The sequence below is a fragment of the Nevskia ramosa DSM 11499 genome, from assembly GCF_000420645.1.
Classification (GTDB): Bacteria; Pseudomonadota; Gammaproteobacteria; order Nevskiales; family Nevskiaceae; genus Nevskia; species Nevskia ramosa.
The window spans coordinates 33,311-50,999 of record NZ_ATVI01000010.1; the positions used below are offsets into that span (position 1 = coordinate 33,311).

At 66.6% G+C, this 17,689-nt stretch carries 15 protein-coding genes; 6 read left to right on the forward strand and 9 right to left on the reverse strand.

What is annotated here, in order from left to right; genetic code table 11:
* Nucleotides 1-2 precede the first annotated feature (2 nt).
* Nucleotides 3-740: a tRNA (guanosine(46)-N7)-methyltransferase TrmB gene (trmB, locus tag G513_RS0116710; RefSeq protein ID WP_051144478.1), complete on the forward strand. Its 738-nt coding sequence runs from the start codon at nt 3-5 to the stop codon at nt 738-740.
* Between the two features lie 17 nt (nt 741-757).
* Nucleotides 758-1,792 (forward strand): NADP(H)-dependent aldo-keto reductase, encoded by a 1,035-nt coding sequence (locus G513_RS0116715; RefSeq protein WP_028475664.1) that lies wholly within the window; start codon nt 758-760, stop codon nt 1,790-1,792.
* 6 nt (nt 1,793-1,798) lie between these two features.
* Here the strand turns inward: G513_RS0116715 and G513_RS23675 are convergent, their stop codons facing one another.
* The 3 genes from G513_RS23675 to G513_RS0116730 form a co-directional block, all read right to left on the reverse strand.
* Nucleotides 1,799-3,418, reverse strand: a complete 1,620-nt coding sequence (locus G513_RS23675; RefSeq protein ID WP_084711595.1) for an alkaline phosphatase D family protein — start codon at nt 3,416-3,418, stop codon at nt 1,799-1,801.
* Nucleotides 3,419-3,513: 95 nt separating this feature from the next.
* On the reverse strand, nt 3,514-4,308 hold the full coding sequence (gene modA / locus G513_RS25110) for a molybdate ABC transporter substrate-binding protein (RefSeq protein WP_169560681.1): 795 nt from the start codon (nt 4,306-4,308) through the stop codon (nt 3,514-3,516).
* 66 nt (nt 4,309-4,374) lie between these two features.
* On the reverse strand, nt 4,375-5,358 hold the full coding sequence (locus tag G513_RS0116730) for a LacI family DNA-binding transcriptional regulator (protein WP_022978011.1): 984 nt from the start codon (nt 5,356-5,358) through the stop codon (nt 4,375-4,377).
* A gap of 174 nt (nt 5,359-5,532) precedes the next feature.
* Here G513_RS0116730 and ptsP point away from each other — a divergent pair, with 174 nt between their 5' ends.
* The 4 genes from ptsP to G513_RS0116750 are packed head-to-tail and all read left to right on the forward strand — an operon-like array spanning nt 5,533 to nt 12,158.
* Nucleotides 5,533-8,043 carry a phosphoenolpyruvate--protein phosphotransferase gene (ptsP, locus tag G513_RS0116735; RefSeq protein WP_022978012.1) on the forward strand — a complete coding sequence of 837 codons (2,511 nt, stop codon included), beginning with the start codon at nt 5,533-5,535 and terminating at the stop codon, nt 8,041-8,043.
* Nucleotides 8,040-9,116 (forward strand): 1-phosphofructokinase, encoded by a 1,077-nt coding sequence (gene pfkB / locus G513_RS23685; protein ID WP_022978013.1) that lies wholly within the window; start codon nt 8,040-8,042, stop codon nt 9,114-9,116. The genes ptsP and pfkB overlap by 4 nt, the downstream gene beginning before the upstream one ends.
* Complete coding sequence (locus tag G513_RS0116745) at nt 9,113-10,825, forward strand: PTS fructose transporter subunit IIC (RefSeq protein WP_022978014.1); 1,713 nt, start codon at nt 9,113-9,115, stop codon at nt 10,823-10,825. Before pfkB ends, G513_RS0116745 begins: the two co-directional genes overlap by 4 nt.
* Nucleotides 10,826-10,862: 37 nt before the next feature.
* Nucleotides 10,863-12,158, forward strand: a complete 1,296-nt coding sequence (locus tag G513_RS0116750) for a carbohydrate porin (RefSeq protein WP_022978015.1) — start codon at nt 10,863-10,865, stop codon at nt 12,156-12,158.
* 129 nt (nt 12,159-12,287) lie between these two features.
* Here G513_RS0116750 and G513_RS0116755 read toward each other — a convergent pair whose 3' ends face one another.
* The 6 genes from G513_RS0116755 to G513_RS0116780 form a co-directional block, all read right to left on the reverse strand.
* On the reverse strand, nt 12,288-13,259 hold the full coding sequence (locus G513_RS0116755; protein WP_022978016.1) for a 2-oxoadipate dioxygenase/decarboxylase family protein: 972 nt from the start codon (nt 13,257-13,259) through the stop codon (nt 12,288-12,290).
* 93 nt (nt 13,260-13,352) lie between these two features.
* On the reverse strand, nt 13,353-14,162 hold the full coding sequence (locus tag G513_RS0116760; RefSeq protein ID WP_022978017.1) for an SHOCT domain-containing protein: 810 nt from the start codon (nt 14,160-14,162) through the stop codon (nt 13,353-13,355).
* A 66-nt stretch (nt 14,163-14,228) separates the two neighbouring features.
* A complete protein-coding gene (locus tag G513_RS0116765) occupies nt 14,229-14,621 on the reverse strand; it encodes a nuclear transport factor 2 family protein (protein WP_022978018.1) in 393 nt (130 codons plus the stop codon).
* Between the two features lie 110 nt (nt 14,622-14,731).
* A complete protein-coding gene (locus G513_RS0116770; RefSeq protein ID WP_156891763.1) occupies nt 14,732-15,100 on the reverse strand; it encodes a hypothetical protein in 369 nt (122 codons plus the stop codon).
* A 45-nt stretch (nt 15,101-15,145) separates the two neighbouring features.
* Nucleotides 15,146-16,330 carry an ABC transporter permease gene (locus tag G513_RS0116775; protein ID WP_022978020.1) on the reverse strand — a complete coding sequence of 395 codons (1,185 nt, stop codon included), beginning with the start codon at nt 16,328-16,330 and terminating at the stop codon, nt 15,146-15,148.
* An 83-nt stretch (nt 16,331-16,413) separates the two neighbouring features.
* On the reverse strand, nt 16,414-17,571 hold the full coding sequence (locus G513_RS0116780; protein ID WP_022978021.1) for an ABC transporter permease: 1,158 nt from the start codon (nt 17,569-17,571) through the stop codon (nt 16,414-16,416).
* Between the last annotated feature and the right edge of the window lie 118 nt (nt 17,572-17,689).

Below are 17,689 nucleotides of genomic sequence, written 5' to 3' on the forward strand. Positions count from 1 at the left end.
GCATGTCCGAACTTCCGGAACTCCCAGAGTTGGATGGCGACCGCCGCGCCCGCGCGATCCGCAGCTTCGTCCGCCGCGAAGGGCGAATCACCGATGCGCAGGCCGATGCGCTGGAGCGCCTGTGGCCGCAGTACGGCCTGGGGCCGATGCCCGATGGCGAGCATGTCCATCCGCTGCCGCTGATCGACTTCGCGGTAGCTTTCGGCCGCGCTGCGCCGCTGTCGCTGGAGATCGGCTTCGGCAATGGCGAGCGTCTGGCGCAGGCGGCGGCGGCGCATCCGGAGATCAATCACATTGGCGCCGAAGTGCATCGGCCCGGTGTCGGCCGGGTGCTGCAGGAAGTCGAGAAGGCGGGCCTCGGCAACGTCCGTGTGATGTGCGCCGACGCCGCCGAGTTCCTGCGCACCACGGCACCGAAAGGCGCGTTCTGCGAAGTGGTCGTGCAGTTCCCGGACCCTTGGCACAAGACCAAGCACCACAAGCGCCGGATCATCCAGCCGGCCTTCGTCGCCACGGTGGCGGAAGCGCTGGCACCGGGCGGCCGCTTCAAGCTCGCCACCGACTGGGCGCAATACGCCGAGCACATGCTGGAAGCGATCGCCACCGAGCCGCGCTTGAAGAACCTCAGCCCCGATGGCCGTTTCGTGCCGCGCCCGGACGATCGCCCGCTGACCCGTTTCGAGAACCGCGGCCTGCGCCTCGGTCACGAGGTCGCCGACCTCGAATTCATTCGTCTCTAGTTCAAGGAGTGATGCCCGTGGAAATGCGCAAGCTCGGCCGTACCGATCTCGAAGTCAGCAGCATCTGCCTCGGCACCATGACCTGGGGCGAGCAGAACAGCGAAGCCGAAGGCCACGAGCAGATGGATTACGCCGTGACCCAGGGCATCAACTTCTTCGACGTCGCCGAGATGTATCCGGTGCCGCCGAAGGCTGAAACCTATGGCCGCACCGAAGAGATCATCGGCACCTGGTTCGCCAAGACCGGCAAGCGCAAGGACATCGTCCTCGCCACCAAGGTCGCCGGTCCCGGCCAGATGGACTACATGCGCGGCGGTGCCAAGCTCGATCGCAAGAGCGTGCTTGCGGCCTGCGATACCTCGCTCAAGCGCCTGCAGACCGACTACATCGATCTCTACCAGATCCACTGGCCGTCACGCGCCACCAACTACTTCGGCCAGCTCGGCTTCAAGCCCAGCGATGACAGCCGCGCGCCGCCGATCGAAGAGACGCTGGGCGCGCTCGGCGAACTGGTCAAGGCCGGCAAGGTGCGCAATGTCGGCGTGTCGAACGAAACGCCCTGGGGCGTTGCCGAATATCTGCGCCTGAGCCGCGAGCAAAGCCTGCCGCGCCCGGTGTCGATCCAGAATCCCTACAGCCTGCTGAACCGCAGCTTCGAGGTCGGCCTCGCCGAGTTCTCGCACCGCGAACAGCTCAGCCTGCTGGCCTACTCGCCCTTGGCCTTCGGCATGCTGGCCGGCAAGTACCTGAACGGCCAGCGCCCGGCGAACGCGCGGCTGACCCTGTTCGCGCGCTTCAGCCGCTACAACGGCGATCACGCGATGGCTGCCACCCAGGCCTATGCCGATCTCGCCAAGGAGCACGGCCTGGCGCTGAATCAGATGGCGCTGGCCTTCGTCACTTCACGGCACTTCACCACTGCGAACATCATCGGCGCCACGTCGATGGAGCAGCTCAAATCGAACATCGCGTCGCACGAGCTGAAGCTGTCCAAGGCCGTGATCGAAGGCATCGAAGCGATCCACAAGCGCTACACGATTCCCTGTCCCTGAGCAGGATCAACCGCGCCGCAAGCGCTTGGCTCCGTCATCGCAGATCCAGACGGCGTCGAGGCTCTGCTCATCGGTGACGTTCGAAACCATCGGCACGGTCCAGAACTCGGCCTGGGCGCGGGCTGGTGTCAGGTCGAGCAGCAGGTAGCCGTTGAGCCGGTTGTTCAAATATTTCAGATGCGGATTGCTCAGCCGCAGCAAGGGCGTGATGCCGGTCTGCACGCGTTCCAGCAGGCCACTGATCGACAAACCTTCCGGCGCATCGCCACGCGAGGTCGTCGAGGTGACGACGAATTCCACTGCCCGTGAACCTTCGCCGCTCAGCGCGTTGTAGCTCAGGCTGTTCGGGTCCGGCGTGACATCGAAGGCATAGGCCTCGTGGGCATCGCCGGTCAGGATCAGCGGATTGCGCAGGCCATCGAGCATCGCCAGCACCCGGTCGCGCGCCGGTTCGTAGCCGTCCCATTTGTCGTTCGACACGAACAGGCTGAGATTGCTGGCGCGCGGCGCGCCGAGCAGCTTCAGCGGCGAGAAATAGACCTGGTTGCCGAGCAGCTGCCAGCGCGCTTTCGAAGCCGCGAGCTGTCGGCCCAGCCAGACTTCCTGCTCGGCGCCGAGGATCTGCCGCGCCGGATCGGCGAAGGCGCCGGTCTGCGTGAACGCGCCGATGCCCTCGCCGAACACGGTGTTCGGCGGCAACGGCTGGTCGCGGCCGATGTGGCGGGCGTCGATCATGGTCAGATCGGCGAGATCGCCGAACGAGAACGCGCGATAGACGCGGGCGAGGTTGCCCGGCTCCGGCGTGCGGATCGGCAGCCATTCGTGCGCGGCCCGGAACGCAGCGGCGCGCCGATCGGCGTAGGCGCCTTGGGTCGCCGGATCGTGGGCCTCCGCACCGTCACGCCAGGCGTTGTTGGCGACCTCGTGATCGTCCCAGACCCAGATCATCGGATGCGCACCGTGCAGCGCCTGCAGATCGGCATCCCGGCGGACCTGGGTGTAGCGCTCGCGGTAATCGGCCAGGCTGACGATCTCGCGCGGCGGCTGATGCGGCCGCACGCGATCCTGGGCACCGTTCTCGTAGAGGTAATCGCCGAGATGGACCACGGCCTGCAGATCGTCGCGCTCGGCCACGCGGCGATAGGCGTTGTAGAAGCCGCGGCTGAAATCGGCGCAGGTGACGAAGGCGAAGCGCAGATGATCGACCGCGCCCACCGGCGCCGTGCGCGTGCGGCCGATCGGCGATGTAGCCGTCGCCGACGTGAAGCGGTACCAGTAGACGGTGCCAGGCGCCAGGCCGGTGGCATCGAGCTTGATCGTGTAGTCGGCCGCTGCGTCGCTGCGCACACGACCTTGCAACACGATGTCGCTGAACGCCGGATCACGGGCCAGCAGCCAGTCGATGACCACTTCGCCGTCGATTTCCGGTGTAGCGCGCGTCCACAGGATCACGCGATCGGCAGTCGGATCGCCGCTGGCCACGCCGTGCTCGAAGCGCGCTGGTGACAGCGGCGCATCGGTCTCGCCGCTTTCGGTGCAGGCCGCGAGCATCGGCACGATGGCGAGCGAAGCTTTCAGCAGATCGCGACGGCTCAAACGGAAATTCGCGAAACGTATCGGGGGCATGAGGCAGCAGCCAGCGGAAGCACTGCCCGATGCTCGCCACCGTCGATGACAGCGCGGTGACGCTCCCGCCGCTGTGTCGCCTCAGCCCGATCCGCTCAGGGTGTCGGGGCTGGCGCTTCGAAACCGGCCGTGGCCAGCAGCGCCCGCGCCGGTGCCGAGCGCAGGAACTCGACATAGGCCTGCGCCAGCGCATTGCCGCTGCCGGCCTTGCTCAGGGTCGCCGTGTACTGCGCCGGTTCGTAGACGCCGATCGGCAGCAGGATGTACTGGCCGATGTCGCGATAGGCCGGTGCTTTCACCATCGGCATCGGCAGCAGGCCGATGTCCGAACCCTTGGCCTTGATCTCCTCGGCCACCGCCAGATCGTCGGCGAGCCGCTTCAGTTTCGGGGTCGCGATCTCGGCGACGCCGAGGCGGTCCAGCGCGGTGGTGGCGATGACGCCGAACGGCGAACTGGTCGGATCGGCGATGGCGATGGCGTTGATGTAGTCGGCGGCGAACAGCGGCCGGCCACGGCCCGGATTGACGCCCGGCGTGTTGGTCCACAGCGCCAGCAGACCGATACCGATCACCCGCGTGCTGCCGCCATCGAGTTTGCCGCTGGCGGCCAGCCGCTGCGGCAGTGCCTGATCATCGGCGAGCAGCACGTCGAACGCGCCATCGGCCTCGATCTGTGCGCCCAGCGTCGCCGATGCGGCGCTGGCCACGGTGATCGCCGCACCCGGATGCTGGCGCAGGAACTCGGTGTTCAGGGTGGCGGCGGCGGGTGCGATGCTCGGCACTGCGGCAATCGCCAGATGGTCGCCGTCGGCCTGGGCGATGCCGGCCAGCATCAGCGGCAGTACGGCGGTCAGCAGCGCAGCGACGTGCTTGCGGATGGACGGCAGCATCGGCATTTCCTCAAGCGAATCAGGAGCTCGAGTGTGCCAGCCGCGGCTCGATGACGTGAGCTGGCGTCAGCGCGCCGCCGTCGATCCACGCACGATGCAGCGCCCGCTCAGCACCAGCTTGCGCACCGGCAGGTTCGGCGTCTGCAGGCGCTCGAACAGCAGCGCCATCGCTTGCCGGCCAATCTCCTCGACCGGCTGCTCGATCACCGTCAGGCCCGGTTCGACCAGTTCGGTCCAGGTTTCGTTGTCGAAGCCGGCAAGCGCCAGATCGTTCGGGATCGACAGGCCAGCGGCACGCGCCGCGCGTACCGCGCTGCTCAGGAACAGGCTATTGCTGACCAACAGCGCTTCGGGCCGATCCCGGCTTGCGAACCAGGTCGCCAGCTCGGCGCGAGCGGCGTCGGCAGAGGGCGCGCAGAGCCGGAAATCGGGCGTCAGACCGGCAGCGGAAAGCGCGGCGACATAGCCATCGCGCCGCTCCAGGCCGGTGACGCTGGCATTGCCGAACAGGCCGCCGATGCGCCGATAGCCGCGTTCCACCAGATGCCGCACCAGTTCGGCGGTGGCCTCGCGATTGTCGAGCACCACGCAGTCGTACAGGCCGGCCGGGCTGCTGCGATCGATCAGCACGGTGGGGAATTCCAGCCGCCGTTTGCCGAGCTGATCGAGCGTGGTCCGGGTCGGCGCGAAGATCAGGCCGGTGATCCGCTCGTCCTGCATCAGCCGCAGATACAGCGCTTCACGCTCCGGGTCTTCGTCGGTATTGCACAGGATCACCCGCATGCCGGCGCGATAGGCGCTGTCCTCCACGGCGCGCGATACCGCAGTGAAGAAGGGGTTGCGCAGATCGGCCACCACCAGGCCGATGGTGCCGCTCTGCTGCGAGCGCAGCCGCCGCGCCGCCAGATTCGGCCGGTAGCCGGTTGCGGTCACCGCCGCTGCCACCAGCGCCCGCAGCTCCTCGCTGACCGGCCCGCCAGACAGCGCCCGCGACACCGTTGCCGGTGATACGCCGGCAGCTTTCGCCACGTCCTTGATTCCGACTGTCATGGCGCGTTTCAGAAAACGTTTTCATAAAACATGGCCGGATTGTCGAACAATAATCCCTGAAATTGCAATGGCATGAAGAAATATCGCAATGCAGCAGGCGGTCGGACGCTTGACAGTAGTTATGAAAACGATTTCAGTACACGAACAACGAGACGTGCATTGGAGGAGTCCGCCATGTCCAGCAGCATCACCCACAGCCTGTTGTCCCGCGAACTGGTGCGCTTGAACGCGAGCCCGGTCGACAAGCAGCAGGCGATCGACGAAGCCGCGCAACTGCTGATCGCCGGCGGCTGCGTCGAGCCGGCGTACGCCGCCAGCATGGCGCGCCGCGAAGCGGTGGCGAACACCTTTCTCGGCCACGGCGTGGCGATTCCGCATGGCCTGGGCGAGGACCGTCATCTGGTGCGCCGCAATGGCGTGGCGATCCTGCAGGTGCCGGGCGGCGTCGAGTGGAATCCTGGCCAGCGCGCTCATCTGGTGGTTGCCATCGCCGCGCAATCCGATGCCCATCTGGCGATCCTGAGGCGGCTGACCCGGCTGATCCAGGACGAAGCGACCCTGGCGCAGCTGGCGACCACCAACGATCCGCAGGCGCTGATCGCCGCGTTCGACGAAGACCGCATCGCGGTGGCGGACAGCGCGCCGGCCGCCGATCTCGCCGAAGCCTTCGTCTGGACGGTCGGCTATCCGGCCGGCCTGCACGCGCGGCCGGCGGCGCGCTGGGTCGAAGCGGCGCGCGCCCATGCTTCGCGTGTGCAGGTTCGCAATGGCGATGAAGTGGCCGACGCCAAGAATCTGGTGGCACTGCTGCAGCTCGGCGCCAAGGCTGGCGATCAGCTGAACATCTCCGCCGAAGGCCGCGATGCCGCCGCTGCGCTGGCCCGTTTCCGCAGCCTGATCGACAGTCTGATCGCCCAGGAAAAGGCCGATGCCGCGCTCGCCGCCCGCCGCGCCGCACAGCCGAAGACGCCGGGCTGGACGCCGCCGGAGCAGCTGGTCTGCATCGCCGGTATTGCCGCCAGCCCGGGCCTGGCGATCGGCGTCGTCCATCGGTTGACTGCCGATGAAGCGCCGATCGCCGATCACCCGACGCCGCTCGCCGAAGGCGGCACGCGTCTGCACGAAGCGCTGTGCGCAACGCGCCAGCAGCTGACCGCGCTGGCTGACGACACCGCGCGCCGCCTCGGCGCCGCCGACGCCGCGATCTTCAAGGCTCACGGCGAGCTGCTCAACGACACCGATCTGATCACCCTGACCTGCCAGTTGATGGTCGAAGGTCATGGCGTCGCCTGGTCCTGGAATGCAGCCGTCGAGCGGATGGCGGCGAAGCTTTCGGCACTCGGCAACGCCGTGCTCGCCGGCCGCGCGGCGGACCTGCGTGACGTCGGCCGCCGCGTGCTCGCCAACATCGATCCGGCGCTGGCGCGCGACACCCTGGCTGCGCTGCCGGACGCCTGCATCCTGGTCGCCGCCGATCTGTCGCCATCGGACACCGCGACGCTCGATCCGCTGAAGGTCATCGGCCTGGCGACCGGGCAGGGCGGGCCGACTTCGCACACCGCGATCCTCGCCCGCACGCTCGGCCTGCCGGCGCTGGTCGGCGGCGGCGCGGCGCTGCTCGATGTCGCCGAAGGCACGTCGGCGATCGTCGATGGCAGCGGCGGTTGCCTGTATCTGAACCCGTCGCCCGCCGCGATCGGTTCGGCTCGGGCCTGGATCGCCGAACAGGCCGCCGTGCGCGCTCGCGAAGCCGAAAGCCGCAGCCAGCCGGCAGTCACCGTCGACGGTCATGCGGTCGACATCGGCGCCAACATCAACCTGCCCGAGCAGGCCGCGATGGCGCTGGAGCAGGGTGCGGAAGGCGTCGGCCTGATGCGCACCGAATTCCTGTTCCTGGAACGGGCATCGACGCCGAGCGAGGACGAGCAGCACGCGATCTACGTGGCGATGGCACAGGCGCTCGGCGGCCGGCCGCTGATCGTCCGCGCGCTCGACATCGGTGGCGACAAGCAGGTCGCCCATCTCGATCTGCCGCACGAGGAAAACCCGTTTCTCGGCGTCCGTGGCGCGCGCCTGCTGCTGCGCCGCGCCGATCTGCTGGAGCCGCAGCTACGCGCGCTGTATCGTGCCGCGCAGGACGGTGCCCAGCTGAAGATCATGTTTCCGATGATCACCTCGGTGCCGGAAATCCTGGCGCTGCGGGCGATCTGCGAGCGCATCCGCATCGAGCTGGCGGCGCCGTTCGTGCCGCTCGGCATCATGATCGAAGTGCCGGCCGCCGCGATCCAGGCCGATGTGCTGGCCCGCCATGCCGACTTCTTCTCGATCGGCACCAACGACCTCACCCAGTACACGCTGGCCATAGATCGCCAGAACCCGGAACTCGCTGCCGAAGCCGACAGCCTGCACCCGGCGGTGCTGCGCCTGATCCGGCTCACCGTCGAAGGTGCGGCTCGCCACGGCCGCTGGGTCGGCGTCTGCGGCGGGCTGGCCGGCGATCCGTTCGGCGCGGCATTGCTCGCCGGGCTTGGCGTGCAGGAACTGTCGATGACGCCGCGCGAGATCGCCGCGGTGAAATCGCGCCTGCGCGGTAGCCGCGTCGACGCGCTGCGGACGCTGGCCGAACGCGCGCTGGCCTGCGAGACCGCGGCCGAAGTTCGCGCGCTGGACGGAGCCGCGTCATGAGCGCACCCGTGCTGACCGTCGCCCTGAACCCGGCGCTGGACCAGACCATCACCCTTGATCGCCTGCGCCTCGGCGAAGTGCATCGTGCTCGCTCGGTGCGCATCGATGTCGCCGGCAAGGGCGTCAACGTCGCTTCCTGTCTCGCCGACTGGGGCGTCGCCACTGCCGTCACCGGCGTGCTCGGCGCCGGCAATGCCACAGCCTTCGACGCGCTGTTCGCCGCCAAGCAGATCGCCGATGGTTTCGTGCGCCGGCCCGGCGACACCCGCACCAACGTCAAGCTGCTCGATCTCGAAGCCGCCGACACCACGGACATCAATCTGCCGGGCCTGGTCGTCGATGGTGCTGACTTCGATGCCGTGCGCGCCAGGCTTCTGGCGCACAGCACCGCCGGCAGCATCGTCGTGCTCGCCGGCAGCCTGCCGGCCGGTCTGGCCGATGACAGCTATGCGCGGCTGATTGCCGAACTGGCGGCGCGCGGCGTGCGCTGCGTGCTCGATACCAGCGGTGCGCCGCTGGTGGCCGCACTCGATGCACCGCGCGACGCATTGCCGTACGCCGTGAAGCCGAACCGCCACGAACTCGAAGCCTGGGCCGGCCGCGCGCTGTCGACGCAGGCCGAGCTGATCGCCGCGGCGCGCGAGCTGCAGACACGCGGCATCGTGCTGGTCGCGATCTCGCAAGGTGCGGACGGCGCGCTGTTCCTGCGTGGGGACGAGATCGTGCAGGCCAAGCCGCTGCCGGTCGCGGTCGGCAGCACCGTCGGCGCCGGCGACGCGATGGTCGCGGGATTGACTGCCGCACTGCTCGCCGACGCCTCGCTCGAAGATCTCGCACGTCTGGCCACCGCGTTTGCTGCAGCGAAACTCGGCTGCGACGGTGCCCATCTGCCTCCGCGCGAACAGGTGCTGGCGCTGGCGAAGCAAGTACAGATTCAAAGGCTGGGTCGCGAAGCTGATCGACGAAGCAAAGCGCAACCGTTTCCCCTCTCCCCCCGGGAGAGGGGTGGGGGTGAGGGACTCAGCCCGATCAGTCAAACCAAACGCAGCCAGCCGCACGGAGACCCGCAATGACCACCACCATCGCCGTCATCGGCGCCGGCGCGCGCAGCACCCATGCGCTGCTCGCCGCTGAAGCACTGCGCCGCGCGGCGCAGGCCATTGGCGCGGTCTTCGCCGTGGAAGTGCGCAGCGATCGCGGCGTGCTGAACGCGCTCGGCGATGCGCAGATCGCCAGCGCCGGCCGCGTGCTGCTGGTCGGCAATGAAGATCTCGACGCCGAACGTTTCGCCAGCCTGCAGACCACCGCGGTCAGCATCGAAGACGTGTTGAGCGATGCCGCGGCCGTGCTCGCCCGGCTGCCGGAACCGCCGCCAGCCAAGGCCGTTGTCACGCAGATGCACATCGTTGCCGTCACGTCCTGCCCGACCGGCATCGCCCACACCTTCATGGCCGCCGAAGGCTTGCAGCAGGCGGCGAAAGCGCTGGGCCATGTGATCCGCGTCGAAACCCAGGGTTCGGTCGGCGCACGGGATGGACTGAGCGACGCCGAGATCCGCGCCGCCGATGTCGTGGTCATCGCCGCCGATCGCGAAGTCGATCTCGCCCGCTTTGCCGGCAAGCGCCTGCTCAAATCGGCGACCAAGCCGGCGATCAACGATGGCAAGGCGCTGCTGACGCGGGCGCTGGCCGAGGCCACGGTGCACGGCGGTGCTGCGCCGGCACCGAACGCGAAGAAGGCTGAAGCGAACGCCCGCAGCGGCCCGTACAAGCATCTGATGACCGGCGTGTCGTTCATGCTGCCGTTCGTGGTCGCCGGCGGCCTGCTGATCGCGCTCGCCTTCGCGTTCGGCGGCATCTACGCCTATGACGATGCCCATCGCGGCACCTTGGCCCACGCGCTGTTCCAGATTGGCGGCAAGGCGGCGCTGGTGTTGATGGTGCCGGCGCTCGCCGGCTACCTCGCGTACTCGATCGCCGATCGGCCCGGCATCGCGCCCGGCATGATCGGCGGCCTGGTCGCGGCCAATCTCGGCGCCGGTTTTCTCGGCGGCATCGCGGCCGGCTTCATCGCCGGCTATGGCACGGACTGGCTGAACCGCCACATCAAGCTGCCGCGCAATCTGGAAGGGCTGAAGCCGGTTCTGATCCTGCCGGTGCTCGGCACCCTGCTGACCGGCCTCGCGATGATCTACGTCGTCGGCGGGCCGGTCGCCGAATTGCTCGCCGCGCTGACCACCTGGCTGCGCGGCATGCAGGGTTCGAGCGCGATCCTGCTCGGTCTGCTGCTCGGCGGGATGATGGCCTTCGACATGGGCGGGCCGGTCAACAAGGCCGCCTATGCGTTCTCGACCGGCCTGCTGGCCAGCGAGGTCTACAGCCCGATGGCGGCGGCGATGGTCGGTGGCATGACCGCACCGCTCGGCGTGGCACTGGCCACCCGCTTGTTCGCCGATCGCTTCACGGCAGAAGAGCGCGAAGCCGGCAGCGCAGCGGCGGTGCTCGGCCTGGCCTTCGTCACCGAGGGCGCGATTCCGTTCGCGGCTCGTGATCCGCTGCGGGTGATTCCCTCGCTGGTGCTCGGCTCGGCTGTGGCGGGGGCGATCTCGATGTCCTTCGGCGCAGAACTGAAAGTGCCGCATGGCGGCGTCTTCGTGCTGCCGATCCCGAACGCGGTGACTTCACTCGGCGGCTATCTGCTGGCGCTGGTGGTCGGCACGGTGCTCACCGCGGTCGCGCTGCGCGTCCTCAAGAAACCTGCACCCCTGGCTACGGTGGCCTGACCCTGCACCGGCGGGCTGCGCCCGCCAAGAGAAACCCATGACGATGTACCTCGGGCGGCCACTGGCCGCCCTGCTGGCCCTGCTGTGCTCGCTGTCCGCGCTTGCCGGTAGTTACGAGGATCACGGCTATGCCTTGCTCGCCAGCTACACCGGCGAATCGGCGGCCTTGGTCGATGGCGGCAAGAAGCGCGGCAGCGCCTACGCCGGGCAGTTCTTCGTCGGCGCGGAAGCCGACTTCGGCCGCCTGATCGGCTGGCAGGGTGCCAAGTTCAAGCTCTATGTGGCGAGCCGGCATGGCGACAATCTGGCGATCGACGAGATCGGCAACAGCGTCTCGGTGCAGGAAATCTGGGGCGCGCAGACCGAGCGGCTGGCGAACCTGACGATCGAGCAGAAGCTGTTCGATGACCGCGTGATCATCGAGGCCGGGCGCACCGTCGCCAACATCCATTTCCTCGGCTCGGAGCTGTGCAACTACTTCCAGACCAACTCCGCCTGCGGCAATCCTACCTTCGTGTTCCGCACCAGCGGCTTCACCTACTGGCCGGTGTCGAGCTGGGGCGGCTACGTGAAAACCTTCCTCACGCCGCAGATCTACATCCACGCCGGTGTCTTCGAGATTAACCCGCTGCAGGCGCGCGATAACCAGCACGGTCTGAACTGGGGCATCGCCGACGCCACCGGCGTGATCGCCCCGGTGGCGCTCGGTTATCGCAGCTCGCCGGCGCAGGCGCGGCTGCCAGCCTTCTATGAAATCGGCGGCTGGCGTGATACCTCGCGCTACAGCGATCCATTGCGCGATGCGAACGGCAACGCGGCCCTGGTCAGCGGCCAGCCCTATGCTTCACGCAGCGAACGCTCCGGCGTGTTCGCGCGCTTCGAGCAGCAAGTCACCCGGCCGGATCGCAGCAGCCCCCGCGGCCTGATCCTGTTCGGCGCAGCGCTCTGGGGCACTTCCGGCGAGCTGACGCAGGATCGCTTCCTCGAACTCGGCTTCGTCCAGAAAGGCACCTTCGCCGGCCGTGACCGCGACACCCTGGCCTTCGTCATCAACCGCCAGCGTTACAGCGGCGCGGCGCTGGAGAATCTGCGCCTGGCTCGCGACGCGGCCGGCGGCGGCGACACGCCCGCCAACAGCCAATACCTGATGGAACTGAGCTACGGCATTCAGGTGAGCAAGCTGCTGAGAGTCGCGCCGAATCTGCACTACATCATCCACCCGGACAGCTTCTCCGAGCCCAGCCGGACCCGCGATCTCGACGATGCGCTGGTCGTGGGCCTGAGAGTCGATCTGGCGCTGACGCCGGCGATCGAGGCGATAACGGGGCGCTAAGGCTTACAAGTCCCTGTCATTCCCGCGTAGGCGGGAATCCAGTTTCGATGCGGTGCGCTACGGCCAGAACTGGATGCCCGCCTGCGCGGGCATGACAGAATTTCATGCGTCCATTCAGCTCATGGAACGCTAGCAGTTCGTCGCAGCTCCGCTGCCACGCGTCGACGCCGCATCGAAGATCTTCTCGGCGTTCGCAGCGAGGAAGTTGCGGAAGATCAGCGGCGAGCCGTCATCGGCCCAGAGCAGCGCACCATCGGCATCAACAGCCTGTGCGCGCTCGATGATCTCGACGAACTGCTTCTCGCTTTGCGCGTTGCCGACGCTGCCGTCGGCTTCCAGCACCGGTGTCGCCATCGTCGCGGCCATCGTCGCCGTCTGGCGTAGCTTGGTGCCGGGCGCGCCCTGAATCGCCGGCAGCATCGTGAAGCCGGCCGCGAGCATCGCCGCGGTCATCGCTTCGATGCCGCCGAAGCCAGCGGATGGCACGTCGATGGTGACGTGATTGAAGTCCGGGCCCAACGCCAGCGCACTGGCCGCTTCGCCGGAAACGGCGGCCACCGCATCGAGTGTCGCCCGCTGCATTGGCGGGCCGTTGCGTGCCATCAGCACGTCGACGAAATGCGCGATGAAAGCTTCGGCGTCGGCCTCGTTCAAGCCGCCCTGCGCTTCGGCCTTCGCAATCAGCGCGATGAACGCGCCGTGATCGACAGCGGCGGTCTGCGTCGCGCAGTCCTCGCGAACCAGCGCTGAAACCGCCGGCGGAAACGCGGCGAGATCGACTTCGCTGACGAACACCTTGAACTGATGCGCGTCATCGCCGACCACCTGCAGATCGAAGCTGACCAGCTTCTTGGCCGGGAACGCATAGCCACGCTCGCGCTGCAGGCCGAGCACGCGAGCGGCGCGAACGAACAGCGCCGCCACCGCCGGGTCCGCCGTGCGGATCGCGCCGTGATCGTTCAGGAAGCGCCCACCTTGTGCAGCGACCAAGGCCTGCAGCCGAACGAAGTCCGGCACGTTGCGCGCGAACTTCGCGGTGGCGCGGTCGACGAAGCGTTCGCGCAATGCGCGAGGCGACAGCAGGAAAGTGGATGCATTCATGGGCAGCCTCGCCGGCAGAAAACGCGGAGGGCTCGATTGTAGGGCGGGAAAGTGGCTACACCGCGCATCCCGCCGCGAAGCCTGCGCGTCGCTTCAGAGGCGGCCCAGCAGCTCGCTCTTCTTGGCGTTGAACTCCTGATCGGTCAGCGCACCGGCATCACGCAACCGGGCCAGCTTTTCGATCAGGCCGATCAAGTCGTCGGACGACGAGGCGTTGCCGGATCGCTGCGCGCTGGCAGGCGGCGGATCGAAGCTCGGCTGCGGCGGCGGGTTCCAAGACGGCGTGGCGCTTGGCTGCGGTTCCGATGCCATCGGCGGAGCCTGAGTCGCGAAATTGTGCTGCGGCGCTTGCGGCAGGCCCGGGCCGGAGACGATCGGCAGGCTATTGACCGACACCGTGCCGAACTGGCTGCTGAAGCTCAGCGAGCTATCGCCACCCTGCTGCTGGCTGACGCCGCCGATGCTGTGATCGAGCGTGTCGTACACCGTGACCTGACCATTGAGTTCCACCGCCAGCCGCTGCGGAAATACGGCATAGCGGATGTTGTTCTGGCCACCGCTGCTGAACGGGCTGCCGAGATCGCCGGGCCACCACTGGTTGCTGTTGCGCGAGCCGGGAGGCGCCACTGGAAACATCTGCGTGTTGGCCAGCGCGTTGGACAAGTCATTGCAGAGGTTGTCGACCGTGTTCTTCAAGCCGTGGTTGAACATGTCGCCAACCATGGTCATGCCGCCGCGCATCCACTGGCCACCACCGCCGAGTTCGCCGCACCAGAACTGCGCCATGAAGCCGCCGCCCTGATTGACCGCAACCAGCATCTCCATCACCGCGTTCTGGCTGAGGTTGTAACGGCGGGCCAGATCATCAACCACGTTCTGTCCTGCGGGGGTCAACTGCTGCATGGCTTCCTTCCTTGGTGGCGCTGCTGATGAAACGGAGAGTAGGGCAATACCGCGCACTTCTCGTGACTAGAACATCGTGTTGCCGTGCGCGGCTTCTTGCGGAACCGCCTGCAAGACATCCCAATGCTCGACGATCTTGCCGTCACCATCGAGCCGGAAGATATCGATGCCGGCCCAGTCCTTGTCCTGATCGGTAGGCCATTCCTGATGCCAGTGAATGACCACCAGATCGCCTTCGGCCACCGTGCGTTTGATGTGCAGCCGCTTGCCCGGATATTCCTTGCCCATTCGCTCGAAGTAATCGATGAAGCCCTGCTTGCCATCGGCCACGCGAGGGTTGTGCTGAATGTAGGTCGCGCCCGCGTAGCGTTCGATCGCTTCGGCAGGGCGGCATTCGTTGAACATCAGCTCGTAGAAGGCAATGACGTTCTTTCTGTTGCGGTCGCAGGGGCTGGTCATGGATCTCTCTTTGAAACTAGGGGGTAGGGTCGCGCATCCCGCCGTTCGGCGTATCGCGAAAGGCGGGATGCGCCTGCGGCTTTCCTGCCCTACGCGGGCTTTGCCACGCTTCAATTACAGAACTTTAATAGCCACCGTGCATGCTGGCGGATGTGCGCAGTTTCACTGCCGGCCAAGTCTTCCAAGCTACGTCTGGTTTCCGATGGCTGCAGCGCAGGAATTTCAAGTAGCGCTGCGGTAAACCCATCGTTGTCATGTCCTTCTTCAAAGCCCAGCTGATAGGCGATAAGCAACTCGCGAATCACTGTTGGCCCTGTGAGTTCCGCCAAGGGCCACGCGGCAGCCTCTCGAACGAAAAAATCACGACCGTTCTTTAGCAAATCCAGTAGTTTCGGGACGTCGTCGAGAGTGGCCTCTGCATGAAGCTTCGTTGCGGCTGCGACAGCAGTCTCGACATCACGTGATTCGAGGGCCAGCACGATCGCGTCCCAATACGTAGATCTCATGTTGTTTGAAAGCCGCCCTCAAGCTGCCCGCAAAGCCACCGCAATCTGCATCCGCGCCGCCCGCAGTGCCGGAAAGAATCCACCCAGAAAGCCGACGAACAGACTCAATACCAGCCCATTGATCAGCAGAGTCGGCGTCACGCGGAAGCTGAAGGCGACCTGGGTGAAGCCGGCGCCGAGTGTCGAGACGGTGTAGCCATTGAAGAAGGCATAGGCGCCCATGGCGCCGATCAGGCCGCCGATCAGGGCGAGGACCATGGCTTCCATCACCGTTGCGGCGATGACCACGCCGCCGCCGAAGCCGAGCGCGCGCAGGGTGGCGATCTCTACGGTTCTGGCTGCGACGGCCGAGTACATGGTGTTCAGTGCGGCGAAGATGGCGCCGAAGCCCATGATCACGCCGACGACGCTGACCAGCACGCCGATGGTCTTGGTGAAGCTGCGCGACTGCGACGAGAAGTACTCGATTTCGTTCTGAACATCGACCTGCAGGCGCGGGTCGGTGGTCAGGCTGTCCTTGAAGGCCTGAAATGCGGATGGGTCGTCGAGCTTCACCAGCAGCGAGGAATAGCCGTTTCGGCGGAACGCCGACTGCGCGGTTTCGATGTCGGCCAGCACTTCGGATTCATGGGCATCGCCGTTCGATGAGAAGACGCCGACCACGGTCCATTGCGAGCCGCGGATCTGCACGGCGCTGCCGATGTCCAGGCCGACGAACTGCTCGCGCGCTTTCAGGCCGACGATCAGTTCCTGCAAGCCAGGCTTGAAGCTGCGGCCTTCGACGATCTGCAGTTCCGGGCGGATCGCGAAGCCGGCGGGGCCGATGCCACGCAGCGAGACATTGCTGTCGGTATTCGAGCGGCGCAGCGGCCGTTCGGCGATCAGGCTCAGTTCGCCGGAAGCGAGTGCTTTGCCGTCCTCGCCTTTCGCGACACCCGGTGCCTGCTCGATGACGATGGCCTGATCGCGGGTGAAGAAGCTCGACAGTTCCGAGTTCGAGCCGCCGCGAAGCACGATCGCGCGATCGGCGCTGCCGGTGGCGCGCAAGGTAGCAACCATGCCGGCGGACATCGACTGCAGCGCGGTGACCACGCCGACGACACCCGCCAGGCCGACGACGATCACCAGCGTTGCGCCCCAGCGCGCCGGCACGCTTTTCAGGTTGATGCTGATCAGCTTGAACATCTGGGCCAAGAACTTCATCGATCAGCTCCCGCTTGTTTGAATAGTCCGGGCCATGGATGGCCCGGTCTTGACAGGATGTCCGCAGCGCTCGCATGGCAGTTTCATCGCCCTGCGAGCGCGTCGACTATTTGCAGTCTTCTTGCGCGCAGCGCCGGGAAAATCCCCACCGCAAACGCCAGCAACAGCATCGTCACGAAGGCCTGCGCCCAGACGATCGGCTGCACGGCCACCGGCGCGCCGTTCAGTGCGCCGCTGACGCCCTTGGCCGCGCCGATCGCGAACACCATGCCGATTGCGGCGCCGACGAAGCACAGCAGCAAGGCTTCGGCGAGCACCAGGCCGGTGACCTGGCCGTCGCTGAAACCGAGGGTCTTCAGCACCGCGAATTCGGGAATCCGTTCGCGCACTGCCTGGCTCATGGTGTTGCCGATCACCAGCAGGATGGTGAAGAACACCGCGCCGAGGATGCCGGTGACGATCAGGCCGATGTCGCCGATCTGGCGCACGAAGCTCAGGTTCCAGTCCTTCTCGGTCTGGGTCTTGGTTTCGTCCGGCGAGTTCTCGAACTGGGTGTCGATGGCCTTCGCGATCCGTTCTGAATCGTCCGGGTTATCGACGCGGACGATGTAGACGCCGGCCGAGCCCTGGCCGAACTGGCGGGCTTCATCGAACTGGCCGAAGTTCAGATACATCAGATTCGAGCGGCCGGCCCAGTCGTCGTCCTTGCCGTCGAAGATGCCGACCACGTCCCATTCCCAGGAACTGCCGCCGTCCTTGCGGGTGAAGATGAAGGACTTCAGCGGCACCTTGTCACCGATCTTGAAGCCGTACTTTTCGGCGAGCTTGCGGCCGACGATGGCGCCGGTTCGGGTGCGCGTGAAGGCTTCGCGCTGCTCGGCCGGCAAAATCCATTCGGGGTAGGCATCGAGCAGGCGTTCCGGGTCCACCGCGAACTGCGCGAAGAAGTTGCGCTCGTCGATGTAGATGCCTCCGAAGAACTGCGACCAGGCGACGCGGGCCACGCCGGGCACCGATTCGATGCGGGTCAGCAGCGACAACGGCAAGGGCTGCGTGAAGCTGACCTTGGCTTGCGTGATCAGGCGGTTGGCACCGACGAAATCGGCGCCCGAGCTGAACAGCACGCTGACCGCCTGCAACAGGCCGAACAGCATGAACGCGGCGATCAGACTCAGCAGCGTCAGGATCAGACGGGTTTTCTTGTGGAACAGGTTGGCCCAGACCAATGGCAGGAATTTCATGGGATCACTTCGGGCTGTTCTGGCGGTTAATGCGAGTCACCGCGTTCCCTTTCGCGTTGACGTGTTTCATGCCGTCCCTGGCGAGGCCGTGTCCTTCACGCGCTACGCCCCGCCCGCA

Bases quoted from the DNA above. Each gene is read 5' to 3' on its own strand.
- G513_RS0116775 (WP_022978020.1), bottom strand. From the start codon at position 16,330: ATGAAGTTCTTGGCCCAGATGTTCAAGCTGATCAGCATCAACCTGAAA.
- G513_RS0116745 (WP_022978014.1), top strand. From the start codon at position 9,113: ATGACCACCACCATCGCCGTCATCGGCGCCGGCGCGCGCAGCACCCAT.
- ptsP (WP_022978012.1), top strand. From the start codon at position 5,533: ATGTCCAGCAGCATCACCCACAGCCTGTTGTCCCGCGAACTGGTGCGC.
- G513_RS0116765 (WP_022978018.1), bottom strand. From the start codon at position 14,621: ATGACCAGCCCCTGCGACCGCAACAGAAAGAACGTCATTGCCTTCTAC.
- G513_RS0116750 (WP_022978015.1), top strand. From the start codon at position 10,863: ATGACGATGTACCTCGGGCGGCCACTGGCCGCCCTGCTGGCCCTGCTG.
- G513_RS0116730 (WP_022978011.1), bottom strand. From the start codon at position 5,358: ATGACAGTCGGAATCAAGGACGTGGCGAAAGCTGCCGGCGTATCACCG.
- trmB (WP_051144478.1), top strand. From the start codon at position 3: ATGTCCGAACTTCCGGAACTCCCAGAGTTGGATGGCGACCGCCGCGCC.
- G513_RS0116755 (WP_022978016.1), bottom strand. From the start codon at position 13,259: ATGAATGCATCCACTTTCCTGCTGTCGCCTCGCGCATTGCGCGAACGC.
- G513_RS23675 (WP_084711595.1), bottom strand. From the start codon at position 3,418: ATGCCCCCGATACGTTTCGCGAATTTCCGTTTGAGCCGTCGCGATCTG.
- G513_RS0116780 (WP_022978021.1), bottom strand. From the start codon at position 17,571: ATGAAATTCCTGCCATTGGTCTGGGCCAACCTGTTCCACAAGAAAACC.
- G513_RS0116760 (WP_022978017.1), bottom strand. From the start codon at position 14,162: ATGCAGCAGTTGACCCCCGCAGGACAGAACGTGGTTGATGATCTGGCC.
- modA (WP_169560681.1), bottom strand. From the start codon at position 4,308: ATGCTGCCGTCCATCCGCAAGCACGTCGCTGCGCTGCTGACCGCCGTA.
- pfkB (WP_022978013.1), top strand. From the start codon at position 8,040: ATGAGCGCACCCGTGCTGACCGTCGCCCTGAACCCGGCGCTGGACCAG.